This is a genomic window from Legionella londiniensis (assembly GCF_001467825.1).
GTDB classification, from domain to species: domain Bacteria; phylum Pseudomonadota; class Gammaproteobacteria; order Legionellales; family Legionellaceae; genus Legionella_A; species Legionella_A londiniensis.
In genome coordinates this window covers 149166-174065 of the sequence record NZ_LNYK01000033.1, presented here as the reverse complement: position 1 = coordinate 174065, position 24900 = coordinate 149166, and the positions used below count along the sequence as shown (strand labels likewise).

The window sequence follows — 24900 nt, the reverse complement described above, 5'->3', positions numbered from 1 at the left end:
ATTTTCTGAGCTACATGGGTTTATTAAGATAGCCATTATGCATCATTTGACAAGTGTTAAACTGCCTTTGCCAGGGCCTACGCATGAAAATCAAACTTGAATCAGATGAGGTCAACTTGACTCCTATTTCTGTGTCCCGCGACTTGTTCGCGGATCCAGCATTTGATTCAGAATCACTGGATTTCGCGGATAAACTGCGGAACGTGGAAGTCAATAGTTTTCCATGCGTAAGCCCTGCTGCCTTTGAGAGCTTCTCTTGGCAGAAGCAACAATTCCAGTTAGGATACTATTTTTTGCATAGGGCATGATGAATGGAACAGCTTGACCTTTCTTCCTCTAACGAAGTGCAACAAGATGTATTGCGATTAAGCCAATATTTGAATTCACGGATCCTTGGGCAAAAGGATTTGATTTCAAGATTGCTGATTGCGTTGCTCGCAGATGGGCATTTGCTGGTCGAAGGTGCCCCGGGCCTGGCCAAAACACGTGCCGTAAAGGAATTGTCCCATGGGGTTGAAGGGAATTTTCACCGGATTCAATTCACTCCAGACTTGCTGCCCGGTGATTTAACCGGTACGGATGTTTACCGCCCTGAGGATGGTTCATTTATCTTTCAACCCGGCCCCATTTTCCACCATATGGTATTGGCTGATGAAATTAACCGCGCGCCAGCAAAAGTCCAATCTGCCCTGCTGGAAGCGATGGCTGAGCGGCAAGTGACCATTGGCAGCAAAACTTATCCTCTGCCCGAGTTGTTTTTGGTGATGGCAACGCAAAATCCAATTGAACAGGAAGGGACTTATCCTTTGCCGGAAGCCCAGCTGGATCGCTTTTTAATGTATGTAAAAATTGATTATCCAGATATTGCTGTGGAACATGACATTCTGAAATTGGCAAGGCGTGAGGCAGAGGCGGGTACGGTGACTGAAATTTCAGCAAAAAAACCGGAGAACAACATCCATCCTCTGAGTCAAAGCCGGTTGTTTGCCGCACGCAAACAAGTCCTTCAGGTTCACACCAGTGAGGCTTTGGAAAATTATCTGGTGCAATTGGTCGTGGCAACAAGAAATCCTGGTGTTTTCAGCAAAGAACTTCAGCGCTGGTTACGTTACGGCGCAAGTCCCCGCGCTACCATCGCCCTGGATCGTTGTGCCAAGGCCCATGCGTGGCTAGCTGGCCGGGATTATGTGGTACCTGAGGATATCCATCTTATTGCCCATGATGTCTTGCGCCATCGAATTTTGTTGACTTTCGAAGCAGAGGCAGAAGGAATCGATAGCGATGACTTTCTTGATGAATTGTTAAAACTGGTTGCTCTTCCATAAGAGGAATCCCCTGATGCTCTGGAGTGCTCATGAGTGATGGCATTGAGGCTGGGCTGGATGAACTGATTGCGCTTCGGCGATATGCGAGAAATGCAACGTATCGTCCTGAATCCCGCGTCTTGCGTGCAGGTAATCACTTGTCCAAATTACGCGGCAGAGGCATGGATTTTTCCGAAGTACGAAACTATCAGCCAGGCGATGAAGTCAGGCATATGGAATGGCGGGTGACTGCGCGAACAGGCCGTCCCCATGTCAAGCTGTATCAGGAGGAACGCGAAAGGCCGGCAATCATTGTGGTTGATTTCAGCCCCTCAATGTTTTTTGGTACGCGCCTTGCGTTTAAATCGGTTATAGCAGCGCGCTTGGCAGCAATCATTGCCTGGACTGTGGTTGCTGACGATGACCGCGTAGGCGGGTTGATTTTTTCTGAAAGCGAACACCATGAATTTAATCCTCGTGCGCGCAATGCCGGCGTGTTGCCTTTGCTTGCCGCTTTAAGTGATTACACCAAAGCCCGAAAAACCGGGCATTCAGAAAAAAATCATCTGCTGGCTCAGGCTCTGTTACGCTTAAGAAGAGTGGCAAGGCCTGGCAATATTTTAATTTTGATTAGTGACTTTTACGGTTTTGATGAAGATTGCGTGCAGCATTTGAACCGTTTGCGCATGCATAATGATATTTTAGCGTACCATATTTGCGACCCATTGGAGCTTGAGCCGCCAAAACCGCAAAAATATCCGGTGACCGATGGTGTTCGGGAACTGCTGCTTGATACAACCGATCCTGCAGTGGCGAAGGCTTACCGGCAGTATTTTGCGGCGCGTACTGCCAAACTTCAGGAGCAACTCAAGCAATTACAAATTCAGTATGTGCAAGTTACACCAGATATGGATTTACCTTTGCTGATACGCCGAACTTACCCGCGAAGGACAGCCCATGGCTAATTCTGAAGCACTAACTCACTTGCGTGACATTCATTTGCCTCCTCCGGTCGGCTGGTGGCCGCTGGCTCCGGGCTGGTATGTGCTTGCCTTAATTTTACTGCTGATGCTGTTTTTCTTTTTAATATGCCTTTATCGCGCATACTGCTATGGCCAGGCGAAACGGCAGGCCTTAAAACTGCTTGCAAAGTACAAGAAGCTGCATCAGGAAGAGCAAAACAGCCAGTTAACTTCTGCGCGAATTTCCGAATTACTGCGCCGCGTCGCATTGGTTTATTATCCGCGGTCACAGGTGGCAAGTCTTAAGGGCGACGACTGGCTTTCTTTTTTACAAAGCACCGCAAAGCAGGTGGATTTTAACGAAGTCAGGGAAGAGTTGCTTATCCTCCCTTATCAAGCCCGGCAAGAGCGGGATTTGGAAGGCCTGTTTAAAGCAGCAGAAATTTGGATCCGGCAACGGAGAAAACCATGTTTGAACTAGCCGTACCCTGGGCCTTTGTTTTTTTACCCTTACCGTTTTTAATCTGGTATTTTCTGCCGCGTGCCTCATCGCAATTTCCATCGGCTTTGAAAGTGCCTTTTTACGAGCCCCTCACAAAGATTGCAGAAGGAGAAAAGACAAGGTTTGGCAGCTCTAAAAAAGCCAGTTTTTTGTTTGCAATTTGGGCATTGATATTACTGGCATTCGCAGGTCCGCGCTGGGTCGGGGAGCCTTTGCCTGTTGAAAGGGAAGGCTATAATATCATGCTGGTTCTCGACATTTCAGGCAGCATGGAATTAACCGACATGATGTTCCATGGGCGGCCGGTCAGCCGCTTGACTGCAGTTAAGCAAGCAGCCATGCAATTTGTAAAAGATAGAATTGGGGATCAGATTGGGCTTATTTTGTTTGGCAGCCGTGCTTACCTTCAGACACCTTTAACCTATGATCGGCAAAACATCCTCATGCGGCTTGCTGATGCGACGGTAGGCCTTGCCGGCAAAACCACTTCTATTGGCGATGCCCTGGGGCTTGCTGTCAAACGGTTCAAGGCTGCCCCCAAAAAGGGCCGTGTTATTATTCTGTTGACTGATGGCGTTAACAACTCAGGCGTGTTGACTCCCATGAAGGCTGCTGAACTGGCCAAGGCAGAAGACATCAAGGTATACACCATAGGCCTGGGTTCCGATGCCGATCCCCAAGGCCTTGGGGGCATATTTTTAAACCTCTCTGGCGATTTGGATGAAGAAACATTAAAAGAAATAGCGAAACTTACCGGCGGCCGATATTTTCGCGCGACTGATTTACGGTCACTGCAAGCAATATATGAAACCATTAACCAGATAGAAAAAGTCACACAAAAAAAGACAACAGTAAGGCCTCGTCATGAATATTATCCCTGGCCTCTGGCTTTGGCTTTGATTCTGCTATTAGGTTGGCTCGCAAATGAGAATGGTTTGTTTTCAGTATTCAAAACTCGTCAATTTAAGGAGGCTTGAGAGGGATGATTGAATTTCACCTGCTTCGTCCCTGGTGGCTTCTGGCTTTACTGCCACTGGCATTCATGGCCTGGTTTTTGTCGCAAAAAACATCAAGGCTCTTATCCTGGAGAGAAGTCTGTGATGAACATCTTTTAAACCATTTAGTACAGCAACAAAGGCAAGACAGGCGAAATTATGCGCTATCCATGCTCCTGGGAAGCGCTTGCCTGATGATTATCAGCTTGTCAGGCCCAAGCTGGTCGCGCCTTCCCGTACCCACCTACAAGGAAATTCAACCAAGAGTTATCATACTGGATATGTCGGAAGCAATGCAGGCCACTGATCTTTCGCCCACTCGTTTAAGCCGCGCAAAATTTAAATTACGCGATATCTTTAATCGCCGGGAAGCAGGGCAGTTTGGATTAGTGGTTTACAGCGGCGAGCCTTTTGTTGTCTCGCCGCTCACAGACGATGCCAATACCATTGGCGCCCTGCTGCCCGCATTAACACATGATGTTTTGCCCGTAGATGGGCAAAGGCTCGATTGGGCATTGGAAGAGGCAGGAAAACTGATCACTCAAGCAGGCTACAGGCAGGGAGAATTACTCGTACTGACATCCGAGCCACCCTCCACGGACGCCATTGAGGCAGCGCGTTCTTTGGCAATACAGGGTATTTATACCTCAATTATTCCCTTAAAAAAAGGATCTTTGAGCCCGTTATTTCAGAGCTTGGCAACCGCGGGCCAGGGACGAATGATACCTTTTACCGATTCTTCCGCTGATATTGAACAATGGCTGAAATCATACAACCGAAAACCTGGTTATCATGCTAGTGCTGATAATGAGATTCCTGTATGGCGTGATGACGGGCGCTGGTTTTTAATTCCTGCTTTATTACTGCTGTTGCCTGCATTTCAACGCGGATGGTTACAGAGGGTTGGGACATGAGGAAACATAATATAAATAACCAATCCAATCCTTTCTATTTTTTATTGTTATCAATTTCAGGCATTTGTTTGTTTTTTAATGTGCAGTTTGCTTTTGCGTTGAGCTGGCAGGATTTGTGGACTACCCCTGATCAACAGGCACGGAATTTAATGCAAAAGGGACAATATGCCAAGGCACAAGAAAAATTCACGCGCCCGGATTGGCATGCCGCTGCCGCTTATCGGGCAGGCAATTATGAACAGGCCGCAAAACTTTATCAATCTTTCAACACAGCAGAAGGCTATTACAACCAAGGCAATGCTCTGGCGCATATGGGCGATTATGAAGCCGCCATAAATGCTTATGATAAAGCGCTATCTATCAAACCAAACTTTGAGGATGCATTATATAACCGCAAATTGTTGCAAGATTTACGCAAAAAAGAACAGCAGGATAAAGAACAGCAGGATAAAGAACAGCAGGATAAAGAACAGCAGGATAAAGAACAGCAGGATAAAGAACAGCGGGACAAAGAACAGCGGGATAAAGAACAGCGGGACAAAGAACAGCGGGATAAAGAACAGCAGGACAAAGAACAGCAGGATAAAGAACAGCGGGTTAAAGAACAGCGGGATAAAGAACAGCGGGATAAAGAACAGCGGGATCAAAAAAAGAATAATCATGGCCAACCCTCAGCCAAACAATCATCTCGCGAGAGGGAAAAGCAACAGGCAAGGGAACAATGGCTGCGTTTGATCCCGGATGATCCAGGCGGTTTATTGCGGGAAAAGTTTTTACGCGATCACTTGCGCAGGCAACATGGGTGGTAAAATGAATAAATATTGGCTAAAAATATTTTTTTTGGGTTTTTTCGCTTTTTTTCCGATCTTTTCAGTTCATGCAGAAATCACAGCCCAAGTTGAGCCGCCTAAAGTTTCTGTCGGAGAAACTTTCCGTTTGATTTTAACCGCAGAAGGCGAACAATCCGATAAATTACCTGATTTAACTGCGTTGCAGGAGCATTTTATCATTGTCGGTACGGAACGGAGCATGTCTTATACCATCGTTAACGGCAAAGCACATTCAATGCAGCAATGGGTCATCTTGTTACAAGCGAAAGAGGCAGGCGTGATAACCATTCCTGCAATTCAGTTCGGCCAGGAAAAAAGCCAGGAAATCCGTATAGAGGTGAGGGGAGAGCAGGAGGCAACACAACCCGTTGAAGAGCCTGCGCATGATGAGAAAGTCATGCTGAAAACAGAGGTAAGCCAAAAAAATCCGTTCATCAATCAGCAAGTGATTTATACCGTTAAATTATATAACAGCGGCCGTTTGCTGGATGCGGAGTATCATCCTCCCCACGTTGAAAATGCATTAATAATCACCTTGGGCGACGCTAAACATTATCAAACAGTAGAAAACGGCATTCATTATGTGGTTGAAGAACAGCAATACGCCATTTTTCCCCAAAAAAGCGGCAAATTAACAATAACCGGGCCTGCATTTAATGCGCTAGTGTATGATGGCGTCCCAAGACAGGTCAATATCCGCCCCAAGCAGACAAATTTAGCGGTTAAACCCATTCCGTCCAATTTTCAGGGCCAATATTGGTTACCCGCCAAAAAAGTTACCTTACACGATACCTATGCAAGTCAAGATGATAAAATTGAAGAAGGCTCAACATTAATCCGTACTGTCAATATCGAGACTGTGGGCCTGCCGGCACAGCTCGTGCCAAAATTAGAATTCATTGCCGGCCAATCCTACAGCGCTTATCCTGAGCCTTCAATAGAACAGAATGTAATCCGCCAGGGTGAATTGGTTGGTAAAACGTCGATTAAAGTAACCTATATTTTCAATCAGGCCGGAGAAGTGACAATCCCCGAACTGAAATTGACCTGGTTCAATACGGATACCCGGCAAGAAGAAACTGCAGTCCTGCCAGCCAAAATAATTCATGTTGCCCAAGGCGCGACAGCGAAACAGGATGTCAATCAGAATAAGCTTACAGCGACAAATGGACATAGAGCAGATATGCGGGAAGAGCCGCCTGAAAAGGAACAAAAACCTTTGCAAGTCCCCGCAAATTCCTCATATTGGGCATGGATTTTGGCTATATTATTTGCGCTTGCCTGGCTATTGACTTTGTTGCTCTGGTTGTTTCGGCCTTATTTATTTCCAAGCAGAGCGAAATCACGGGCTCTCAAACGTTTAAAAATAGCATGTTTTAGTAATAATCCGGCACTTGCCCGCGATGCCCTCCTGGCCTGGGCTGCATTACAATGGCCTGATGCAGAAATTCTTAATTTAAATGATTTGCAAAAGCTGATACATGATCAAAAGCTTAAAAAGCAATGCCATTTTCTCTCGCAGGCATTATACAGCAGAGAAAAGGGAATTCAGTGGCATGGACCGGAGCTGTGGCAGGCAGTCAGCGCTTATGATATCCGACGATTCAAGGTACGATCCGGCACTGGAAACCTTCCTCCCATTAATCCCATCCATTAATTGACATAGTTCCGCTCATATGGCTAAAAAAATTCAAATGCCGAAGGCGGATTTAAGGGCAGTTTAGTGGCTTTGCATAATTCTTGTGTAGCGGCCATTTTGTTGTTTCAGATAAGCGCCAACATTAGGATTATTAATCAAACTCCCTGTGCCCACCGGCTCTTTTTCGAGCAAGCACTCCTCGACATAAGTTATGAGCGTGCTGTTATCCACAAGCAACCGGTACCAGGGGTTGCGTTGACAAAAATCATATTTCAGCGCTTGCGGGTTGTAGCGCCCTGAGGCTTGAAACAGCGGGTCAACATCAGCTATCACTGCGCGATAGCCTTGTTTTGTATGGACAACCACATCGCCTATATTAAATTTTGCTTTTTTTGTCATAGCCTGCCTCCAAAGGGATAGCTGACCGCTAGGATAAGCATTTAATTATCAATGCGGCTTATTCAAAGGCATTTTTCTTGATATCGGTTCAAGAGGAGATTACTTAATGGTTCAATCAAATCGTGAAATGATGCGATGACAGTAAGGCGTCTTATGATGTCTGCCATAATAATTTTGATGATATTCTTCAGCCGGCCAGAAAGGTTGTACCTCAAACAGTTTGGTGGCGACATCATATCCTTTGGAGCAAAGCAGATGAATCAGTTTCCTGGCTTGCTCATGCTGTGATTGGTTGTAATAAAAGATGGCGCTTTGATATTGCAGGCCAATATCGGGGCCCTGGCCATTCTTTTGGGTGGGATCGTGTATCTCAAAAAAATGCTTGATGACGGTACGGTAATCGGTTTTGTCCACATCAAACAGGACTCTGACCGCTTCATAATGCCCAGTGTTGCCGCGGCATACTGCCTGATAATCAGGATTTTGGATATGGCCTCCGGTATATCCTGATTCCACTTTGAGCACGCCAGGCAATTGTTTAAGATAATATTCCACCCCCCAAAAACAGCCGCCGGCTACAATAGCCTCTTCGCTGTCTGCGACGGAGCTATCCTCGACAAAATCAAGCGATGCGGAATTAACGCAATGCCTAATGTTTTTTGCAGTAAATTGCTCGCCTGTAAAAACATGGCCCAGGTGCGCGGCGCAGCGGCTGCATAGAATTTCTGTGCGAATCCCATCAGGATCAGGCTGGCGCTTGACCGCTCCTGCAATTTCTTGATCAAAGCTCGGCCAGCCGCACCCGCTGCTGAACTGGCTTTCGGCACGAAACAATGCAAGGCCGCAGCGGCGACATAGATAGGTTCCAGTAGTTTTGAGTTGATTATAGGCGCCGCTGCCTGGATATTCTGTGGCCTTATCACAGACTATGCGCCGTACAGTTGGGGTCAGACTTGCGGTTTTATCAATAAAAGATGCCATGGCCATGCTTTATGGTGATTATCAATTGCTGGCTGTAGGATTATAGACAGTGCCAATAGGTCTATTGCAAATTTTGTCAGCCAGATACCCAATTGCCCCTGCGTAATAAATTGAATTATTGTAACGCAATATCATTTTATAATTTGGATAAGCAAGGAATACCGGGCCGCCATAAGGCTTAATGATGCTTGCTTCCAAATGTTGATAAGGAAGCGGTTTGCCATCTTCAGTGCGTACTCCCATGGCGTTCCATTCGCTGACCGGTTTCACAGTGGCTTTGCCTTCGAGTTGCATATCGAAATTGGCAGGCAATTTAACCTGAACGGCCCATGGCTCCCCGCTTTGCCAGCCGTTTTGTTTCATATAATTGGCAATAGAAGCAAATACATCAGGTTTGGAATCCCAGATATCCTTGCGGCCATCGCCGTCATAATCGACGGCATATTTCATCCAGCTTGATGGCAGGAACTGGGGCTGCCCGGATGCGCCTGCCCATTCGCCCTTGAAACGGTCTAATGATACATGGCCATCATTGACAATGTGCAAGGCGTAAAACAGTTGCTTTCGGAAAAAATCACGGCGGTTTGAATCATAAGCCAGTGTTGCTAAAGATTTGATGACCGGAAAATTTCCCATGTAACTGCCATAGCTCGTTTCCATCCCCCAGAATGACATCATAAAACAGGGATCCACGCCATATTCACGGGCAATTGTATCAGCAAGCGCCTGGTTTTTCTGGTAGGATTTTCGCCCCATCACAATTCGATAATTGTCAACTCTGGAATTGCGGTATTTGAGGTAAGTCAGGCGATGCTCCGGTTGCGAACGGGCAAGGCTTTTGACTTTCCGGCTGGGTTCATGAATATCGGCAAATGCCTGGTCGAAGATGGCAGCAGAAATGCCTTGGCTTAGGGCTTCTTCACGAACTTCGGCCACCCATTCGTTCCAGGATCTTGAATCAGCAAAAAGCAATTGCGGCAGAAAAAATGCAGTCCATGCAGAAATCAGAAGCCCCCATTTTTTTATCATCGTTTTCCCCTTGTTTACTCAAGAAAGGCTGGTTCTGCAAAATAGATTCAAAACAGATCCTGAACGCCTTTTATGTTTTTGAATTAATCAATACGAATTAAGCATCGGCCAGCCTATACAAAACTTTAGGTGCAGTTTAGCCGTATTCCTAAAGTTATTTGCAAATTAACCGTTATAGTTTATGAATTAAAGCACTATAAAATAAGGACAAATATGATCAAGGTTTTGTATGGCTTTTTTTAGCTCTCTAAGCATTAATACTGCTTATCGGACTGCTATTGCGGCCGCAATCGTCTTTTTTCTGATACTGAACATCATTGTGCTGTATGCCAATTATCTTCAGCATCAAATTTTCGCCAGTGAACAAAGACGCTACGATTCCTTAAAAACAGTCAATGAATTATTGCACACCAGCGATGATCTGACAAAGCTGGCCAGATTATATATTGCGACCGGCAAGGAAAAGTACAAGCAGTATTTTTACGATATCTTGGCCATACGCGAAGGCAACATGCCTCGGCCTGACAATTATTCAGCATTCTATTGGGATTATGTCCTGGCCGACAAAATGCCGCATGCGCCGGCGGGCAAGGCTTTAAGCTTGTACGAGCAGTTTACGGATCTTAATTTTAATGACTATGAATGGTCGCTGTTAAATCAAGCCAGCCAACAGATGAATCAATTGATAAGCATGGAAGAAAAAGCGTTTGAGTTGCTAGAGAGCGTAAAGCCAAACGGCATTGAATTGCAAGCCAATCAAGGCATTATTGCCCGCGCCCGAAATATCTTGCATAGCAATGAGTTTTTGCGGGCGAGAGCCAATGCAATGGAACCTCTGGAGCAGATACAAATTGCTGTAGAAACGCGAACAGCGCAAAATTTTTCCTATTTGCAAGAAAGGCTGCAATATCTTTTGTATTTTTTTCAAGGCATTGTCTTATTGGCTTTATTGTTTTGCATCATGGCTTACCGCTATGTCAGCCGGCGTGTTATGGAACCTATCAGGCAACTTCATTACCAGGCAAAACAGGTCGGCATGGGGCTATACCATGTACGCAACCACATTTCTTCCCATAACGAGCTTGAGAAACTGGGCAATGCATTAAACGACATGTGTGATTTTGTAGAGGCGGATATAAAAGAACGTGAACGTTTAAATAATCTGTTAGGAGAAAGCGAGGAACGGTTTCGTAACATGATTGAAAGTGCGCCTATCGGTATGATTGTTAACTCTTTGGATGGCAAATGCGTGCATGTTAATCAGGCTTTATGCGACATGCTTGGCTATCAAAAACACGAATTGACCGTGAAAGATTATGAACATCTGGTGCATCCGGACGATTTAGGTGAAGAAAAAGCTTTGCAGAACAAACTGGCGCAAGGATTAATTAAAAACTATCAACATGAACTGCGTTTTTTAAATAAAAAAGGTGAAATCATATGGGTGCTCTTGAGCGCTTCAGCAATACCTGATGGTTCAGGGAACCCTCTGCATTCCATTGTTCAAGTCCATAATATTACCTCAAGGAAGCGCAATGAAAAGGAAATGGAAAGGCTGAATGAACAAATGTCATCAACTTTGCTGCAACTGCAAAGGCGCGAGCATGAAAATTATTTATTAAATAAAATGAATGAAATGCTTCTGACCAGCCAGGATGCCGAAGAAGCTTATGCCATCATTTGCCTAACCGCTAAAGAATTATTTCCAGCATTAAGCGGATCCCTTGCCGTTATTAATTCCAAAACAGGTAAATTGGAAACCGCTCGGCAATGGGGAGAACAACAATTATTCAGCGCCGCTTTTTTGCCTAAAGATTGCTGGGCTTTGCGCAGTGGCAAGCTTTATCAGGTTAATGATCCAAAGCAGGCTATTGTTTGCGCGCATTATGAATCAGAGCCCGCCGGGGGATATATAGACTTGCCTTTGATCGTTCGAGGTGAAACCATTGGCCTTTTAAGTTTAACTGCCCTAAAAGATCAGGTGATTGATAGTAAAGGCAAGGGGCTTGCGGTGACATTCAGTGAAAATATCAAGCTTGCGTTGGCTAATATTAATTTGCGAGATGCGTTGCGCGAACAAGCCATGCACGATGCCCTGACGAATTTGTATAATCGACGCTATCTTGAGGAGACGTTGCCAAGAGAAATCAAGCATACAAAACGCAATAAGCAAACGCTGTCTGTGGTTATGCTGGATATTGACAAGTTTAAGGAAATCAATGACGTTTATGGCCATGATGCAGGCGATGAAATTCTTAAGTTTGTCGGTTCAGTTTTACGCATGATGACCCGCGGGGGAGATATCCCTTGCCGTTTGGGCGGAGATGAGTTTGTGCTTGTTCTTTTGGATTCCGATGCTGAAAATGCACATAAAAGAGTGGCAGACATGATGGCAACAATCAAAAATACCCAACTTCGTTTTGAGGGCAACCTGTTGCCAAGCCCATCTCTTTCCGCAGGCATAGCCACCGCCCCTCGGGACGGCGGAAGCCAGGAGGAAATTCTAAGTGCAGCGGATGAGGCTTTATATGCCGCAAAAAATTCAGGGAAAGATAAGATAAAGATATATCAGGCGGCAATCAATAAAGAAATCTCAAGCTGATCCCGGCCGGTCAAACCCCGGCGCGCAATGAAACAATAGGCTCGAGAAGAGCGGCCCGGCGCGCAGGATAAAAACCAAAGAAAATTCCAGAAGCAACCGACACCAAAAATCCGCAATAAAGCGGCAGGAAAAAAATTGTAAAAGGCCAGTGGCTGAAGCAGGCTATGATCCAGGTGATGAAGAGCCCAACGATCACTCCTGATATTCCGCCGAGCATGGAGAGGATGACAGCTTCTGCCAAAAAGAGCATTTGAATGTCCCGATTTTTAGCGCCGACAGCCTTACGAATACCAATTTCTTTTTTACGTTCGCTGACTGAAACCAGCATGACATTCATAATGCCGATTCCTCCCACCAGCAATGAGATACTGCCAATGACAGCGAGCAGCAGGGTAAAAATTTGTCCCTGATTTTCCATGCTCGCAATGATCTGTTTGGCGCTTCGGACAAAAATGCCCAGTTTGGGCGCCTGCCGGTTAAGGTGTTGCCTGATGCCCGCAGTCACCTTGTCGATATTCGCTTCCGGTTTAATGAGCATAACGGCATTATTGATCTTGGCATCCTTATTAACCATGGCAAGGCCCGAAATCGGGATGATAACCGCCTGGTTGATATCTTCATTAAAAAAACTGTTTTCTTTCCATGGCTTGGCAATGCCAATGATGGTATACAGGGTTTGCCCCAAATGAAGTTGCTTGCCGATGGGGTTTTCAAGGCTGATTTGTTTTAACTGTTCAGCAAGCCCTGCTCCTATGACACAAAAATGTTCAAAAGAATCAACAAAGGAGACGAAATGGCCTGCAACCAGTTCAATTTTAATGATCTTGGCCAAACTTTCATCCGCCGCGACAATCGCGCCTTCAATCGTTTTGCCTTGAAAGCTCATTTGTTGATAGGCAGTGCCGTAAGGCGCGATTTGCAAGATCCCGTCTATTTGCTCAGGCAATTCACGCCAGGTTTCAACTGAAATTTTATCCTGTCCTCCCAAACCCGCGTTATTGCTTTGCTGATAAACGCTGACGGCGAGCAAATCCGTACCTAAAGCCTTAAATTGCGCCAGTGCTTTTTCCGTAGCCAGCCGGCCACAGCTTAATAAGGCAACGATGGCAGCCGTACCGACTAAAATGCCGAGGACAGCCAAAAATGAACGCAGCTTCGCAGCCATTAAATTGATCAGAGCCTGCTGGCATAAATGATATGGTTTCATGATTCTTTTACAATTTGTCCGTCAGCCAGGGTAATGCATCTTGAGCAAAGGTCGGCAATTTTCCCATCATGGGTGACAAGGATAATCGTCCGCCCTTCCTGGTTAAGTTCAATAAATAGATTCATAATCTCTTTTCCGGTACGGGAGTCCAGCGCGCCTGTAGGTTCATCCGCGAGAATGACTTGAGGCTCAGTCACCAAAGCGCGGGCAATGGCAACGCGTTGTTGCTGTCCACCCGAAAGTTCAGTGGGGCGATGTTCTATAAATTCCCCCATGCCAACGCGCTCCAGCGCAGCATGTGCTTTTTCTTTTAACGTTTTCTGTGCTATATCGCGGTAAGTGAGCGGCAAAGAAACATTTTGCCAGGCATTAAAGCGCGGTAATAAATTAAATTGCTGAAACACAAAGCCTATCTGCTGATTGCGCACGGCTGCAAGTTCATCCTGATTTAAGCAGGCTACATTGCGGTCGCTTAAAAAATAATCGCCAGTGTCAGGTTTATCCAAAAGTCCAATGATATTCATCAAGGTGGATTTGCCAGATCCTGATGCACCAACTATGGCCAATAGATCACCGGCATGGATGTTCAACGATATCTGTTTCAAAACAGTGCTTTCAAGCGAACCAATCCGATACTTTTTTACAATATTGTGTAAGGCAATAAGGGGCATAAAATACCTAATGATACGCGATGATTTCCCCGGGTTTTAGCCCGGAGTCAATGACCACCTTATCCGCTTGGGCAACACTTGTCGTGACCACGCGCGGTTCAAATTGGCCGTTTTGGGTTTTGACCCGCACTATTTTTTGGCCATGCTGCTGTTCGATGGCTGATATGGGAACCAGCAGCTTATCCGGGCTGTCAAGGATAAGTTCTATTTCGGCGCTCATACCGACTTTGATCCAGGCTTGTTGGCTCGGATTTAAATGTTTGACTTCAACTGTCGCTGTAAAAGAAGGTAAAGCGCTGCCGCTGGCGATTGATGCTTGCGCATTAATGGCGACTAGCTCGCCTTTTAAGGTTTCTTTGGGATTGGCGATGCTATGGATAATGGCGGGCATACCTGGTTTGATCTTATAAATATCAACTTCAGGGATGTTAATTTCAACGCGTATCCCGCTTAAATCGCCAATCAGGGCAAGCACCTCCCCTGTTTTGACGCTTTTGCCAACGGTAAGGTATTCTTTTTTATCCTCGCCCGATTTAGGCGGATAAAGGAGTACACCATCGCCTGGAGATTTTAAACGGATTAAGTTATGTTTGGAATTTAAGGCGAGGCGAACCTTGTCAAATTCAGCAAAACTCAATGCGGAGAGATTTTGATAAGTGCTGTCTTCCATTTTCTCAAGCATTTCTGTTAATTTGCGCGTAGCCTGAACCAGGGCGATACGGGCGGAATTTAAAGCGGATTTTTCACTTAAAAAATTGTTTTTAGATATCAATCCCGCAGCCCATAATTCCTTGGTGCCTGAAAACCTAGTGCACGCCATGGTGTAATTATCTTTGGACTTTAAATATTCTGTTAAAGTGTCATTGTACTGCCTTTGCAGTTCTGAAGAATTCAACGTAAACACCACATCATTTTTTTTTACTTTTTGGCCATAATGGATATGGATGTCTTCTATCACGGCTTCCATTGGATTCGTGAGAGAGCTTTCACGTATGGGCTGGATGATGCCGGTAAAGTGCAAGGATTTATGTAATCGTTCAGACTGTACTTGATATGTTTTTACTGTTTTTGTTTTATTGTCATCGCCATTGCAGGCATTCAGCATGCTGAGAACGAAAATCATGGCCAGCATTTTATAGGCCCTGTTTTTTACAGGGGTAGAAATTGTGTTCATCCGCAGCACCTAAGTTTGATTTGCCAGTGTTCCAAAGTGGTACCTAAAATGCGCTGTAGCGCTGATATTTGGTTTAAATAAGCTATTTTGGCGTTAATAAGGCCCATCTGGGCAAGCAAAAGCTGATTTTGGGTATTGCTGACATCCAATGCAGAAGCGATGCCGGCTTGCTGTTTTTTCTTTTCCAACGCATAGGATTGCTCTGCAAGATAGACCTGGCGTTTGGCCAATTCATAGCGTTTCGCCTGGCTTTCAATGGAATTGATCGTGTTTTTGATGGTGGTAATTAATGCCCGTCTTCCCGCAATTAGATTCAGGCGGCTTTTTTCAAGCCGCACTTTGGCCGCGATCAACTGGCTGCGGCGGCTGATATCACGAATTGGGATGGTCAGGGTAACGCCTGCTGATTCTGTAATGTTTCGTCCATTATAAATGCCGCTGATGCCCGGGCTTGGGTTGTTCACATCCGTGATGGATCCGGTTTGGACATTGGCTCTGAGATCAAGCTGCCATAATTGTTTATTTTTCGCAACCACATAAGCCCGTTCGTTAGCGCGAACTGCCATCTTCAAAGCAAGATACTGAGTGTTATGCGCCAAAGCCTGTTTGATGGCCTCATCAACATCAGGGATGAATGTTTTTTCCAATTGCACATCGCTTGGAACAGCAAGTTTCATGTCGGGGTCAAGCCCGATTGTCAATAACAAATCCTGTGCTGTATTTCTGAATTCATTTTCCGCCTGTTCAACCATCAGGCTGAGCGACTCGATTTGATAGGACTGCTGGATGTTGGCTGTCGGCTCAAGTTGGCCTGCTTTTATTTTTTTTTCATTAATTTCATAAGTTTTTTGCGCTTCTTTTAATTGTCTTTTCTGATTTTGTAAATTATTGCCGCTTAAAATTAGGGCGCGGTAGGCACTAATCACCTGGGTTATCTGATCCATAACCGCTTGCTGCAGATTTAATTTATTCAACCATTCATTATCTTCGGCATCTCTTAAACTGGCTTCATTGACCTCACGGCCAAAGCCGTTTAGCAGAGGCTGGGTAAAGGAAAAATTCAGCAAAGGATTGTAATTCCCTTCGACGGCTACGTTATTGTCCATCCTTAATGACAATTGTCCGCCAAGCCTTGTTTTTAAACTTAACTCGGGTGTTATTAAATTTTGTTCAGTTGTTGTATTGCCTACACCCTGGTAGCGGCTTTTTTGAATGAGAGAAGTACCGGCCAGAGCATACTGCAGTTCAAATTCATTATTCGCCAAGCGTAACTGATACCGCTGGATAATACGATCCAATTCGGCATTTAAAATATTAGGGTTATAGCGCAATGCCAGTAAAATTGCTTCGCGAAGGCTCAAGTACAGCAATCTGTCGGTGCGGGATTTTGGGGAAGCCGGCAATTCTATCCAGTGGTTTAGCATATACTCTGGGTTCTTAATGGCTGCGCACAATTGTTCTTGGGCTTTATCGACAATTTTTTTTTCAATTTCAGGATTGTCTGCCCAATGATACCTGGGTATTTCTGTGCGCTTGGCGAAATCATGCCCATTGGCGGCTTGCAGGGAGAAACTCGTTAAAATCATGCCGAGGAGCAGGTGCATCATCAAGGTATATGATATTTGGGTTTTTCCTGTCATAAAAAGTGCTGAATCGAAACTCAATGGACCACCCCCGGCACCGCAAAACGTTTTTTATCCTGCAGGCGCAATGCGGTTAACTGGCCGCCCCAAAAGCAGCCTGTATCGATGGCATAGATACGGGACGCATGGCTTTTGCCGGATAAAGCAGCCCAGTGACCAAAGACAATATCAGCCGGAATCTCAATTCTTCCAGGGACTTCATACCAGGGGAGCAAGCCGGGCGGCGAATTTTCAAGTGTGCCTTTATAACCAAATGCCAAGCGTCCTTGAATATCGCAAAAGCGCATGCGGGTAAAGTAATTACAGATGCTGCGTAACCTGTCCATGCCGCGCAATTCATCAGACCAGTAATTCGGCATATTGCCATACATATTTGCCAAAAAATTTCGAAACCCATTGCCTCTTAGGACATCTTCCAATTCCCGGGCATGGGTTTTGGCTTCTTTCAGGCTCCACATTGGCGCTATTCCAGCATGGGACATAACCACATTAAGCGTTTCATCGTGATAGAGGATAGATTGATGGCGAAGCCAGCATCCTATCTCTTCTGCATCAGGCGCTTCTAATAGTTCATGTAAGGTATCGTCGGGACTTTGACGCTGATTATCGACAAACAGCCTGCCCAGCAAGTGGAAATCATGGTTGCCAAGGGTGATTCGCGGGGTGAGGGGCAGGCTTTTCACAAAGCGCACCACGGCCAGAGATTTAGGGCCCCTGTTAACTAAGTCGCCGACAAACCAAAGCCTGTCCGTGCGTTCATTAAACTGAATATGGTCCAGCAAATTCATGAGTTGGTCATAGCACCCCTGGACATCCCCAATTGCGTAATCAGCCACGGGTTCTTACTCCGGGTTGCGCGGTATTGCCCGCAGAAGCTTCAATGGTTTCCCACTGGCCGTCCGCAGATAATTTTTGTACGGGAGAAGCTTGGGCTCTGTGCTGCTGAAGGACAAAGTTTTGGTGGTGTTGCGCTTGATGGATGAGTTCCACGGCTGATATGGGGGAGATTTTGCCGGTATTTAAATGATGTATCTGCATTTTTTCAGGCAAGCCCAGGGCAAAATCAGCAAAAACCACGCCGCTCACCATTTGCTGGGTTTGCGCTTGCTCAAAACGGGAAATGACGCCGCCTTCCGGATTGGTTTGGTGCAGGCCCAATGATAAAAAACTGTTTTGGATTGCCTGCCAGTTTTTAAACTCAGGATGTTCGCGGATAAAGAGTTTAAATATGTCTGCGCACATCAAAAGTCCTCCGGGCACCATATAAAGCGGAGCTTTGTTGATCATGATGGTACCGCGTTCCAGAGCATTGATCATCCATTGTATAAATTGAGCGCCTGTCAGACGTTCTTTATCAGCAGCCGCATCAGGGGTGGAATCGATGAACGTGCTGATACGGCCAAAACGGCCTCCTTTTGCCCCCGCCTGTTTCAGCACTAATTCACTAAAATACCGTTGAATGGCAATGGCATTGGCTCTGACCAATAAGGCGCCTAGGGTACCCGCAGACTCCCAATCTTCATTCAAAAGGGCAAGCCATACGGCGAGGGCGTCCGCATGAGACGCTATCCAGGTGAAACCTGCAGACGGCATAGCATGCCTTGCAAGCAGTAAATTCAAGCGAGAACGTAAGTCATCATCGGCCTCATCCTGGAATTTATAGTGATAATAACGACCAGAGGCAGACATGTTTTCAAGAAGCGGGTTCCATTTTTTCAGCCATTGGCCATTTTGATCAAACAAATCGACATGATACTCGATCTGCAACTTGCCGATGCCTTGTAATATACTCGCTGACAGCAAAACATATGACCACAGCTTTTGCTCTTCAGACAGCGCTTCTCCATCCAGGATGACATACTCGCGGAAAAGGGTTAACGCGGCATCAGTGCGGTTGAGCGCATGATCAAGCATCCCGCCAGGCAAAGCATAGTAGCTGTTGGAAGTTTGGGGCAAGCTTTGGCAACAAGCCGCAAAGTTCTTGGCGAGCGCCTCTACAAATTGGGTAAAACGCGCAGCATCCAAGTCGCTGTTTTCTTTAATTTTTTGTAATAAGTCTTGCCGCTTGCTATCTGCCAGTAATTGCTCAGGCAATGCAATTGCGGTCAGATCCTTTAGCGGTTTTGCATGACTTGGCTTGGTTTTTTTTCCAGGTCGATGAAACAAGACAACCTCCATAAAATTCGAGAAACTTATTCAAAACCGCCAGTGAAGAGCCTCATTTAATTGCTCAAAATACCCGGCTGCCTAGCGGCGGTCAAAATAACTGTACATCTTATTCGAACGAAGTATACACTATTTGGTAACAAATTTCGCTATTTGCGCATACTCGTTGATCGAAATTTGCTCTGGCCTCTTTTGTGGGTCAATGCCTAATGTTATGAACATATTCGCGTCTAAAAGAGATTTTAGATTATTGAACAGCGTCTTGCGTCGCATGGAAAATGCCTTCGCTACAACTTGCTCCAGGGTTTGAAAAGGAATATCAGGATGCGGCATGGGATGATGCGGAACAAGGCGAATCACTGCGGATTCAACTTTCGGTCGGGGGTAAAAAGCAGAAGGCGGTACGTCAAAGAGGTGATCTGCCCGGCAATAAAACTGGACCATGACGCTTAGCCTGCCATAATCTTTACTGCAGGGCTTTGCTGTGATGCGCTTGACCACTTCTTTCTGCAACATAAAATGCATATCTTCTATGAGTGCGGTATTTTGCAGCATGCGGATTATAAGAGGGGTTGAAATGTTATAGGGAAGATTTCCTACAATGCGCAATTGCCGGCCCAATTTGCTGTAATCGACAGTTAGCGCATCTGCATCAATCAGATTCAATTTCCCTTGGGCTTCCGGCATTGTGCGCAATTTTTCCTGTAAATCGCGGTCAATTTCAATTGCGGTCAGTATATTGACCTTCTGCAAGAGCGGTTTGGTCAAAGCGCCCAAGCCTGGCCCGATTTCAATTAGATTGTCGCCCGGCTTTGGGTGAAGCGCCTGCAAGATGGCGTGGATGACGGTTGGGTTTTGTAAAAAATTTTGGCCAAAACGTTTGCGCGGTTGATGCTGCATGTGAGTACCAGGTAAAAATTACTGTTGATTTTATCGCGGTCCTGTTAACAAAGTAAACGTTCTTGTCATTCCTTTAGGTTTTTAAATATGTATTTAACACCCGTCCTTCGGGATTTTGAAACAAAGTTTGCGATGACGGTGTTTTAGCTGGATATCCCGGGCTGCTCGGCCAACTGTCTTTCTGCCATGGATTTAAATAGTCCTGGCTCAGCCATTAATTGTTGATAAGTGCCTTTTTGGACAATTTCTCCCTGGTCCATGACAAGAATTAAATCGGCTTTTTGTATCGTGGTCAGGCGATGAGCAATCACAATGCGGGTGATGGCCAACTCTTCAAGGCTTTTCATCACTATACTTTGGGTGCGGTTATCCAGTGCGCTGGTCGCCTCATCAAAAAACAAAATCCTTGGGTTTTTAGCCAGGGCTCGCGCAATCAGCGTGCGTTGCCTCTGTCCTCCTGATAAAGTCCCGCCACGCTCGGAAACGAGCGTATGCATGCCCATGGGCATGGCTTCTATGTCTTCTTTCATGCCGGCACGCTCTGCAGCACGCCAGGCTTCTTCTTGAGATAAAAGAGCAGAACCTACGATATTTTCATAAAGGCTTCCTGGCATTAGCATGCTGTTTTGCAAAACCACGCCGCACTGCTTGCGCACTTGCTGGGGATTCAGTTTGTCGAGCTCATGTTCATCGAAAAAAATACTGCCGCTCAACGCTTTCTCAAAACCTAACAACAGCCGAAAGAGGGTGGATTTTCCAGATCCTGATGGGCCTGTGACGGCTAAATATTTTCCTTCTTCTATGGTGAAAGAAACCCCCTTCAATATCATTGGCCCTTTGGGGGCATAGCGGAACTTTAAATTATCGACTTCAATTTTTCCGCGTAAGGGCCCAGGGTCTATTTTGCCGGAGTGGATTTCCGGTAAAGTTTCAATGATTGGTTTGGTTTGTTTGAGCATAGGGAGGCTATGGATGATTGATCCCAGTACGGAAATTAACCCAACCATGCCTGAGGTGAACTGGCCAAGAGCAGCATTAAATGCCAAAAAAGCGCCCACGCTCAGCTGGTCAGGCCTGCTGCTGATATAAGCGAATATGATAAGGGTTAAGAATGGCAGCCAGAATGCATTGAACGTGGATAAAATTGCCTGCAGCCAATTGGCATTATAGTTATTGGCTTTAAGCTCAGTATTGGTACGAGCCCATTGCGCAAAAGCTATTTTTTCTTTGCCGGATGCCTGTATTTTGGCAATTCCCGTTAATAATTGCACCACAATACCGGATAACTTTGCCAGTTTATCCTGGGTAATTTTGTAGTAATAAAACTGGCGGAAGCTGATAATTGCTGTAAAAGCAGCCAAAATTACAGTGCTTGCCGTGGCGATTAAGGCAAGGCGCGCATCATAATAAAACAGCAGCAAAAAACTCGTGATTGAAAAAATGCCGCTCAATAGAGAGGTAATGGTGGCACCTGCCAGCAAGTGGCGCATCCCGCTTGCTGCCGTAGCACGTATTGTGAGCTCTCCTGTGGTGAAGTCTTTAAAAAAAATTGCCGGCAGGCGGATCAATCGATCCCAGATGGCGACTTCAAGATTTAAATTCAATTTACTGCTTAGGCGTAATACCGCAATAGCGCGCACCAGCTGAAAAAGGCCCGCAGCCGCTCCAGCGACGATCAAGGCCAATATGACCTGTAGCAATTGATTGATTTCGCCATTGGGAACAATGTAATCAAAAATAAAGGCAGTAAACCAAGGGGTTGCAAGGCTGAGCAAGGCGGCAAGCGCGCCAACCAGAAGCAAACGCAGCAAGTCATGCTCTGTGCCCCAAAAAGAAAAACGGGCCACATCCCAAAGAGATAATTTTTTTTGCGGCAAAGGACGATAAGCCTGCCATGCGGCAGATTTAAATGTTTGAGCCAGCTCATGGCCCAGTTGCATTTTCTTATGTTGCAGGGGATCAATGAGCTCATAGCCGCCTGCGGGTTTCGGAACCGCAAGGCAAAAATGATTAGCCTCTGTCATTAAAAGCATGGGGTTTGTTCCTTTTTGCCACCATTGTCCTGACAAGGTGATTTCGCGAAATTGTACGCCGGTGGCGATGGTCGCATCCTCGATGGTTTTGATGTCAAGTTTTTCAGGAAGCTTAATCTTAAATAAATCGGCAATATGCCAAATGCAAGGCGTTAAACTGTCTTCTTCTGATGTAACCTGATGCACGGCAGGTATCTCGTGCAGTATGGAAAGCATGTCTTCATAACTGCGTTTGAGCCTTTGCTGTTCTATCTGCTTGAGGTTTTGGGCATGCTCTAACGCACACAGTTCTTCCAGATGAACTGTTTTTACACAGAGGGGGAAAATGTTTTGATAAAATGTGAATATTTGGGTTCTCAAGGCATCCTTGGTGACTGGCGTGAGCTGCACATCCTGTTCATGAGCTCTGGCATAAGTCAATAATGTACGTTCCCATGCTCGTGCGGCGTTTAAAATAGCTTCCTGCGGGCCAATCTGCTCCAGGGCATCTTCTATTTCTTGCCAGCTCCATTGCTCCAGCATCGTATCAGGCGTTGCAGTGGCCAATAGTTGCCAGGGTGGGTTTTTCAGGGCGGATTTTAAACCCCAGATAATCTGATTGGATGAAAAACGGCCTATATGATAGCGTTTGCCTTTTTCTTTGCCTGTTGTTGGCGATAAAAATAAATCGACAGTACCACGCAGGATGCGGTAATTCCCGCTTGTTTCATGACAATCAAATTCACCTAATTCTAAAATGCTGATGGGTTCTTTATCGCTGCTGCTAAGCGCCATTTTACGCCTCACTTGCCAGTAATTGGCTATACATGCCTTTCTTGTCCAGAAGTTGCTGGTGCGTCCCGCGTTCTACGACATGGCCTCGATCCAGCACAATGATTTCATCGCTGTCACGGATAGTGCTTAATCGATGCGAAATGACGAGCACGGTGCATCCCAAATAGCGGATATTGGCGTCAATAGCCTGCTCCATTTTAGGATCTAACGCTGAAGTTGCCTCATCGAGAATCAGGATGCTTGGCTTTTGTAACAATGCCCGGGCAATTTCCAGTCGTTGACGCTGCCCGCCGCTGAAATTGTTCCCTCCTTCCTTGATGATTGCGTCATAGCCTTCCGCACGCTGTTCAGCAATGGTTTCATGGATTAAAGCCAGCCGGCAGGCTTGATGAATTTCTTCATCACTCCAGGTGGGATCCCATAAAGTCAGGTTATCTTTAAGGCTTGCTTCAAAAAAATGAATTTCCTGATCTACTGCCGCAATGGAGCGGGTTCTGACCTCATTAGGAATGTCCTCCAGGGAAACGCCATCGATGAGAATTTTTCCCGACCAGACAGGATAATGGCTGGCGAGTAATTTAGCGATAGTCGATTTTCCGCTGCCCGAACCCCCGACTAGTGCAACACGTTTTCCTGGTTTGATTTCAAGGCTGAAATCAGTCAGCAAGGGTTCTGCTAAAGGGCTATAGCCAAAAGTTACAGACTCAAAAACCACATGTCCTGTTAATTTTTCATGAGGAGGTATTAGAGGTTTTTTTATCGCTTCATACCGAGGTGCCAGCTTATGGTTCATCACATCATCGATGCGGAATAAATCAGCAATAATTTCCTGTAATGTGCCGGCCATCATGACCAGTCCGGAAATTGGCTGGCTAAAATTTGCATAGAGCATTTGAAAGCCGATAACACTTCCAATAGTCATATGCCCCTTAATGACCAGCCAGCCGCCCAGTCCAAGAATCAGCGCATTGCCTAAAAGGTTTAGAGTGCTTGGTATCACCCCTATCCCATCCCGGATGATGCCTAATTGTTGTTCAGCTTGTAGATAATTGGCATGCTGGCCCGAAAATTTGCGGAAAAAATCGGCTTCTGCACCCGATGCTTTATAGGTTTCAATCATTTGTAATCCGCTGATGGCAGTGCTTAACATTTTATTCATGCTTTTGCTTTGCCGATGGCTCTCGTCTGCCCTTTTTTTGTTCAGAAGGAGAAGAACCAGGGCATTGAGGGATGTGAGCAACAGCGCAACAAGGGTTAAGGGAATGCTAAGAAGCAGGAGAATAACAAGATAAATCAGCATTAATAAAATATTGACTACATTGGTGCCAAACTGCTGGGAAACCAGTTTGGCTACGGCATCACTGGATTGCAGCCGCTGCTGAATGTCACCGATATAGCGCTGCGAATAAAAAGACATGGGGAGCCTCAGTACTTGCCAGAAAAAGTCAGAGGCGTTCACCAACGCCAATTTAACTTCAAGCCGCATCAGCATGGCCTGCTGAAACCAGGTGAGGATCGCTTGAAACAAGCCCGCAATCAATAATCCTGCCAATACCGGGCGTAGCCAACCCTGCATTTGCTCAACAAGCACATTATCAATAAATACTTTGGTAATGCCAGGGATAGCCACACCAGGGACGGCCAAGGCAAGCGTAGTTAAAATGATAAAAATTACGGCAGGTTTTGAATGCCTAAGACGGCGGACCAAACCCGGCAAAATGCGTGGCTTTTGACCGCAAGGCTTGAATGCCTTGGTTGGCTTGAGCTCGAGAAAAATGCCGGTAAATCCTTCATCGAATTCTTCCCAGGTTAGTTTTCTTGGGCCGTTTGCTGGGTCGTTAATGAAAACAGCTTTCTCATTAACATGCTCGAGAACCACGAAATGATTAAATTCCCAGTGAATGATCGCAGGCACGTGGTAGCTTTTCACTTCCAGAGGCTCAAGGCTGTAGGCGTTGACTTCCATGCCGTGTTTCTCGGCAGCGCGGTAAATATTGTCAGCACGGCTGCCGTCGCGGGAAACGCCGCAATCACTGCGCAGAACATCAAGCGGCAACCAGCGTCCGTAATAGGCTAAAATAATCCCCAAGGCCACAGCGCCACATTCAACTGCTTCCATTTGCAATATGGTTGGGGTTTTAACCCGTGAAGCAAATATCTTTTTTAACATCTTTT

20 protein-coding genes are annotated in these 24900 nt (G+C 45.9%); 8 read left to right on the top strand and 12 right to left on the bottom strand.

What is annotated here, in order from left to right; genetic code table 11:
* Positions 1-311 precede the first annotated feature (311 nt).
* Genes Llon_RS10170 through Llon_RS10140 form a run of 7 tightly spaced genes read left to right on the top strand, consistent with a single transcriptional unit; the run spans position 312 to position 7164 of the window.
* On the top strand, positions 312-1325 hold the full coding sequence (locus tag Llon_RS10170; protein WP_058529945.1) for an AAA family ATPase: 1014 nt from the start codon (positions 312-314) through the stop codon (positions 1323-1325).
* 29 nt (positions 1326-1354) lie between these two features.
* The gene (locus Llon_RS10165) at positions 1355-2269 is read left to right on the top strand and encodes a DUF58 domain-containing protein (RefSeq protein ID WP_058529944.1); all 915 of its coding nucleotides are present in this window, start codon (positions 1355-1357) and stop codon (positions 2267-2269) included.
* Positions 2262-2747 carry a DUF4381 domain-containing protein gene (locus Llon_RS10160; RefSeq protein ID WP_058529943.1) on the top strand — a complete coding sequence of 162 codons (486 nt, stop codon included), beginning with the start codon at positions 2262-2264 and terminating at the stop codon, positions 2745-2747. Before Llon_RS10165 ends, Llon_RS10160 begins: the two co-directional genes overlap by 8 nt.
* The gene (locus Llon_RS10155) at positions 2735-3745 is read left to right on the top strand and encodes a vWA domain-containing protein (protein WP_058529942.1); all 1011 of its coding nucleotides are present in this window, start codon (positions 2735-2737) and stop codon (positions 3743-3745) included. The genes Llon_RS10160 and Llon_RS10155 overlap by 13 nt, the downstream gene beginning before the upstream one ends.
* Before the next feature lie 5 nt (positions 3746-3750).
* Positions 3751-4677: a vWA domain-containing protein gene (locus Llon_RS10150; RefSeq protein WP_058529941.1), complete on the top strand. Its 927-nt coding sequence runs from the start codon at positions 3751-3753 to the stop codon at positions 4675-4677.
* Positions 4674-5486 (top strand): tetratricopeptide repeat protein, encoded by an 813-nt coding sequence (locus tag Llon_RS11930; protein ID WP_058529940.1) that lies wholly within the window; start codon positions 4674-4676, stop codon positions 5484-5486. The genes Llon_RS10150 and Llon_RS11930 overlap by 4 nt, the downstream gene beginning before the upstream one ends.
* A 1-nt stretch (position 5487) precedes the next feature.
* Positions 5488-7164: a BatD family protein gene (locus Llon_RS10140; RefSeq protein WP_058529939.1), complete on the top strand. Its 1677-nt coding sequence runs from the start codon at positions 5488-5490 to the stop codon at positions 7162-7164.
* A gap of 63 nt (positions 7165-7227) precedes the next feature.
* Here Llon_RS10140 and hspQ read toward each other — a convergent pair whose 3' ends face one another.
* The 3 genes from hspQ to Llon_RS10125 form a co-directional block, all read right to left on the bottom strand.
* Positions 7228-7545: a heat shock protein HspQ gene (gene hspQ / locus Llon_RS10135; RefSeq protein WP_058529938.1), complete on the bottom strand. Its 318-nt coding sequence runs from the start codon at positions 7543-7545 to the stop codon at positions 7228-7230.
* A gap of 111 nt (positions 7546-7656) precedes the next feature.
* Complete coding sequence (locus Llon_RS10130; RefSeq protein WP_058530083.1) at positions 7657-8526, bottom strand: bifunctional methionine sulfoxide reductase B/A protein; 870 nt, start codon at positions 8524-8526, stop codon at positions 7657-7659.
* Between the two features lie 21 nt (positions 8527-8547).
* Entirely contained in the window at positions 8548-9552 is a 1005-nt protein-coding gene (locus Llon_RS10125) for a lytic murein transglycosylase (RefSeq protein WP_058530082.1), read from the bottom strand.
* A gap of 232 nt (positions 9553-9784) precedes the next feature.
* Here Llon_RS10125 and Llon_RS11840 point away from each other — a divergent pair, with 232 nt between their 5' ends.
* Positions 9785-12157 (top strand): diguanylate cyclase, encoded by a 2373-nt coding sequence (locus tag Llon_RS11840; RefSeq protein WP_058529937.1) that lies wholly within the window; start codon positions 9785-9787, stop codon positions 12155-12157.
* A gap of 10 nt (positions 12158-12167) precedes the next feature.
* Here Llon_RS11840 and Llon_RS10115 read toward each other — a convergent pair whose 3' ends face one another.
* The 9 genes from Llon_RS10115 to Llon_RS10075 all read right to left on the bottom strand — a co-directional run bounded on the left by Llon_RS10115 (position 12168) and on the right by Llon_RS10075 (position 24895).
* Positions 12168-13364, bottom strand: a complete 1197-nt coding sequence (locus Llon_RS10115) for an ABC transporter permease (protein WP_058529936.1) — start codon at positions 13362-13364, stop codon at positions 12168-12170.
* Positions 13361-14035: an ABC transporter ATP-binding protein gene (locus Llon_RS10110; protein WP_115336815.1), complete on the bottom strand. Its 675-nt coding sequence runs from the start codon at positions 14033-14035 to the stop codon at positions 13361-13363. The genes Llon_RS10115 and Llon_RS10110 overlap by 4 nt, the downstream gene beginning before the upstream one ends.
* Positions 14036-14042: 7 nt before the next feature.
* Entirely contained in the window at positions 14043-15209 is a 1167-nt protein-coding gene (locus Llon_RS10105; RefSeq protein ID WP_083503317.1) for an efflux RND transporter periplasmic adaptor subunit, read from the bottom strand.
* Entirely contained in the window at positions 15206-16849 is a 1644-nt protein-coding gene (locus Llon_RS10100) for a TolC family protein (protein ID WP_237758314.1), read from the bottom strand. Before Llon_RS10100 ends, Llon_RS10105 begins: the two co-directional genes overlap by 4 nt.
* A 20-nt stretch (positions 16850-16869) precedes the next feature.
* Positions 16870-17688 carry a symmetrical bis(5'-nucleosyl)-tetraphosphatase gene (locus tag Llon_RS10095; protein ID WP_058529935.1) on the bottom strand — a complete coding sequence of 273 codons (819 nt, stop codon included), beginning with the start codon at positions 17686-17688 and terminating at the stop codon, positions 16870-16872.
* Positions 17681-19030, bottom strand: a complete 1350-nt coding sequence (locus Llon_RS10090) for a TraI domain-containing protein (protein ID WP_058529934.1) — start codon at positions 19028-19030, stop codon at positions 17681-17683. Before Llon_RS10090 ends, Llon_RS10095 begins: the two co-directional genes overlap by 8 nt.
* Before the next feature lie 117 nt (positions 19031-19147).
* On the bottom strand, positions 19148-19918 hold the full coding sequence (gene rsmA / locus Llon_RS10085) for a 16S rRNA (adenine(1518)-N(6)/adenine(1519)-N(6))-dimethyltransferase RsmA (protein WP_058529933.1): 771 nt from the start codon (positions 19916-19918) through the stop codon (positions 19148-19150).
* Between the two features lie 143 nt (positions 19919-20061).
* Positions 20062-22725 (bottom strand): NHLP bacteriocin export ABC transporter permease/ATPase subunit, encoded by a 2664-nt coding sequence (locus tag Llon_RS10080; protein ID WP_058529932.1) that lies wholly within the window; start codon positions 22723-22725, stop codon positions 20062-20064.
* A gap of 1 nt (position 22726) precedes the next feature.
* On the bottom strand, positions 22727-24895 hold the full coding sequence (locus Llon_RS10075) for an NHLP family bacteriocin export ABC transporter peptidase/permease/ATPase subunit (RefSeq protein WP_058529931.1): 2169 nt from the start codon (positions 24893-24895) through the stop codon (positions 22727-22729).
* Positions 24896-24900: the final 5 nt, after the last annotated feature.

What these genes read in the sequence shown, in the direction of transcription:
- Llon_RS10140 (WP_058529939.1), top strand. Translation starts at nt 5,488, where the DNA reads ATGAATAAATATTGGCTAAAAATATTTTTTTTGGGTTTTTTCGCTTTT.
- Llon_RS10110 (WP_115336815.1), bottom strand. Translation starts at nt 14,035, where the DNA reads ATGCCCCTTATTGCCTTACACAATATTGTAAAAAAGTATCGGATTGGT.
- Llon_RS10170 (WP_058529945.1), top strand. Translation starts at nt 312, where the DNA reads ATGGAACAGCTTGACCTTTCTTCCTCTAACGAAGTGCAACAAGATGTA.
- Llon_RS10080 (WP_058529932.1), bottom strand. Translation starts at nt 22,725, where the DNA reads ATGGCGCTTAGCAGCAGCGATAAAGAACCCATCAGCATTTTAGAATTA.
- Llon_RS10150 (WP_058529941.1), top strand. Translation starts at nt 3,751, where the DNA reads ATGATTGAATTTCACCTGCTTCGTCCCTGGTGGCTTCTGGCTTTACTG.
- Llon_RS10075 (WP_058529931.1), bottom strand. Translation starts at nt 24,895, where the DNA reads ATGTTAAAAAAGATATTTGCTTCACGGGTTAAAACCCCAACCATATTG.
- hspQ (WP_058529938.1), bottom strand. Translation starts at nt 7,545, where the DNA reads ATGACAAAAAAAGCAAAATTTAATATAGGCGATGTGGTTGTCCATACA.
- Llon_RS11930 (WP_058529940.1), top strand. Translation starts at nt 4,674, where the DNA reads ATGAGGAAACATAATATAAATAACCAATCCAATCCTTTCTATTTTTTA.
- Llon_RS11840 (WP_058529937.1), top strand. Translation starts at nt 9,785, where the DNA reads ATGGCTTTTTTTAGCTCTCTAAGCATTAATACTGCTTATCGGACTGCT.
- Llon_RS10130 (WP_058530083.1), bottom strand. Translation starts at nt 8,526, where the DNA reads ATGGCATCTTTTATTGATAAAACCGCAAGTCTGACCCCAACTGTACGG.
- Llon_RS10105 (WP_083503317.1), bottom strand. Translation starts at nt 15,209, where the DNA reads ATGAACACAATTTCTACCCCTGTAAAAAACAGGGCCTATAAAATGCTG.
- Llon_RS10165 (WP_058529944.1), top strand. Translation starts at nt 1,355, where the DNA reads ATGAGTGATGGCATTGAGGCTGGGCTGGATGAACTGATTGCGCTTCGG.
- Llon_RS10100 (WP_237758314.1), bottom strand. Translation starts at nt 16,849, where the DNA reads ATGACAGGAAAAACCCAAATATCATATACCTTGATGATGCACCTGCTC.
- rsmA (WP_058529933.1), bottom strand. Translation starts at nt 19,918, where the DNA reads ATGCAGCATCAACCGCGCAAACGTTTTGGCCAAAATTTTTTACAAAAC.
- Llon_RS10115 (WP_058529936.1), bottom strand. Translation starts at nt 13,364, where the DNA reads ATGAAACCATATCATTTATGCCAGCAGGCTCTGATCAATTTAATGGCT.
- Llon_RS10160 (WP_058529943.1), top strand. Translation starts at nt 2,262, where the DNA reads ATGGCTAATTCTGAAGCACTAACTCACTTGCGTGACATTCATTTGCCT.
- Llon_RS10090 (WP_058529934.1), bottom strand. Translation starts at nt 19,030, where the DNA reads ATGGAGGTTGTCTTGTTTCATCGACCTGGAAAAAAAACCAAGCCAAGT.
- Llon_RS10155 (WP_058529942.1), top strand. Translation starts at nt 2,735, where the DNA reads ATGTTTGAACTAGCCGTACCCTGGGCCTTTGTTTTTTTACCCTTACCG.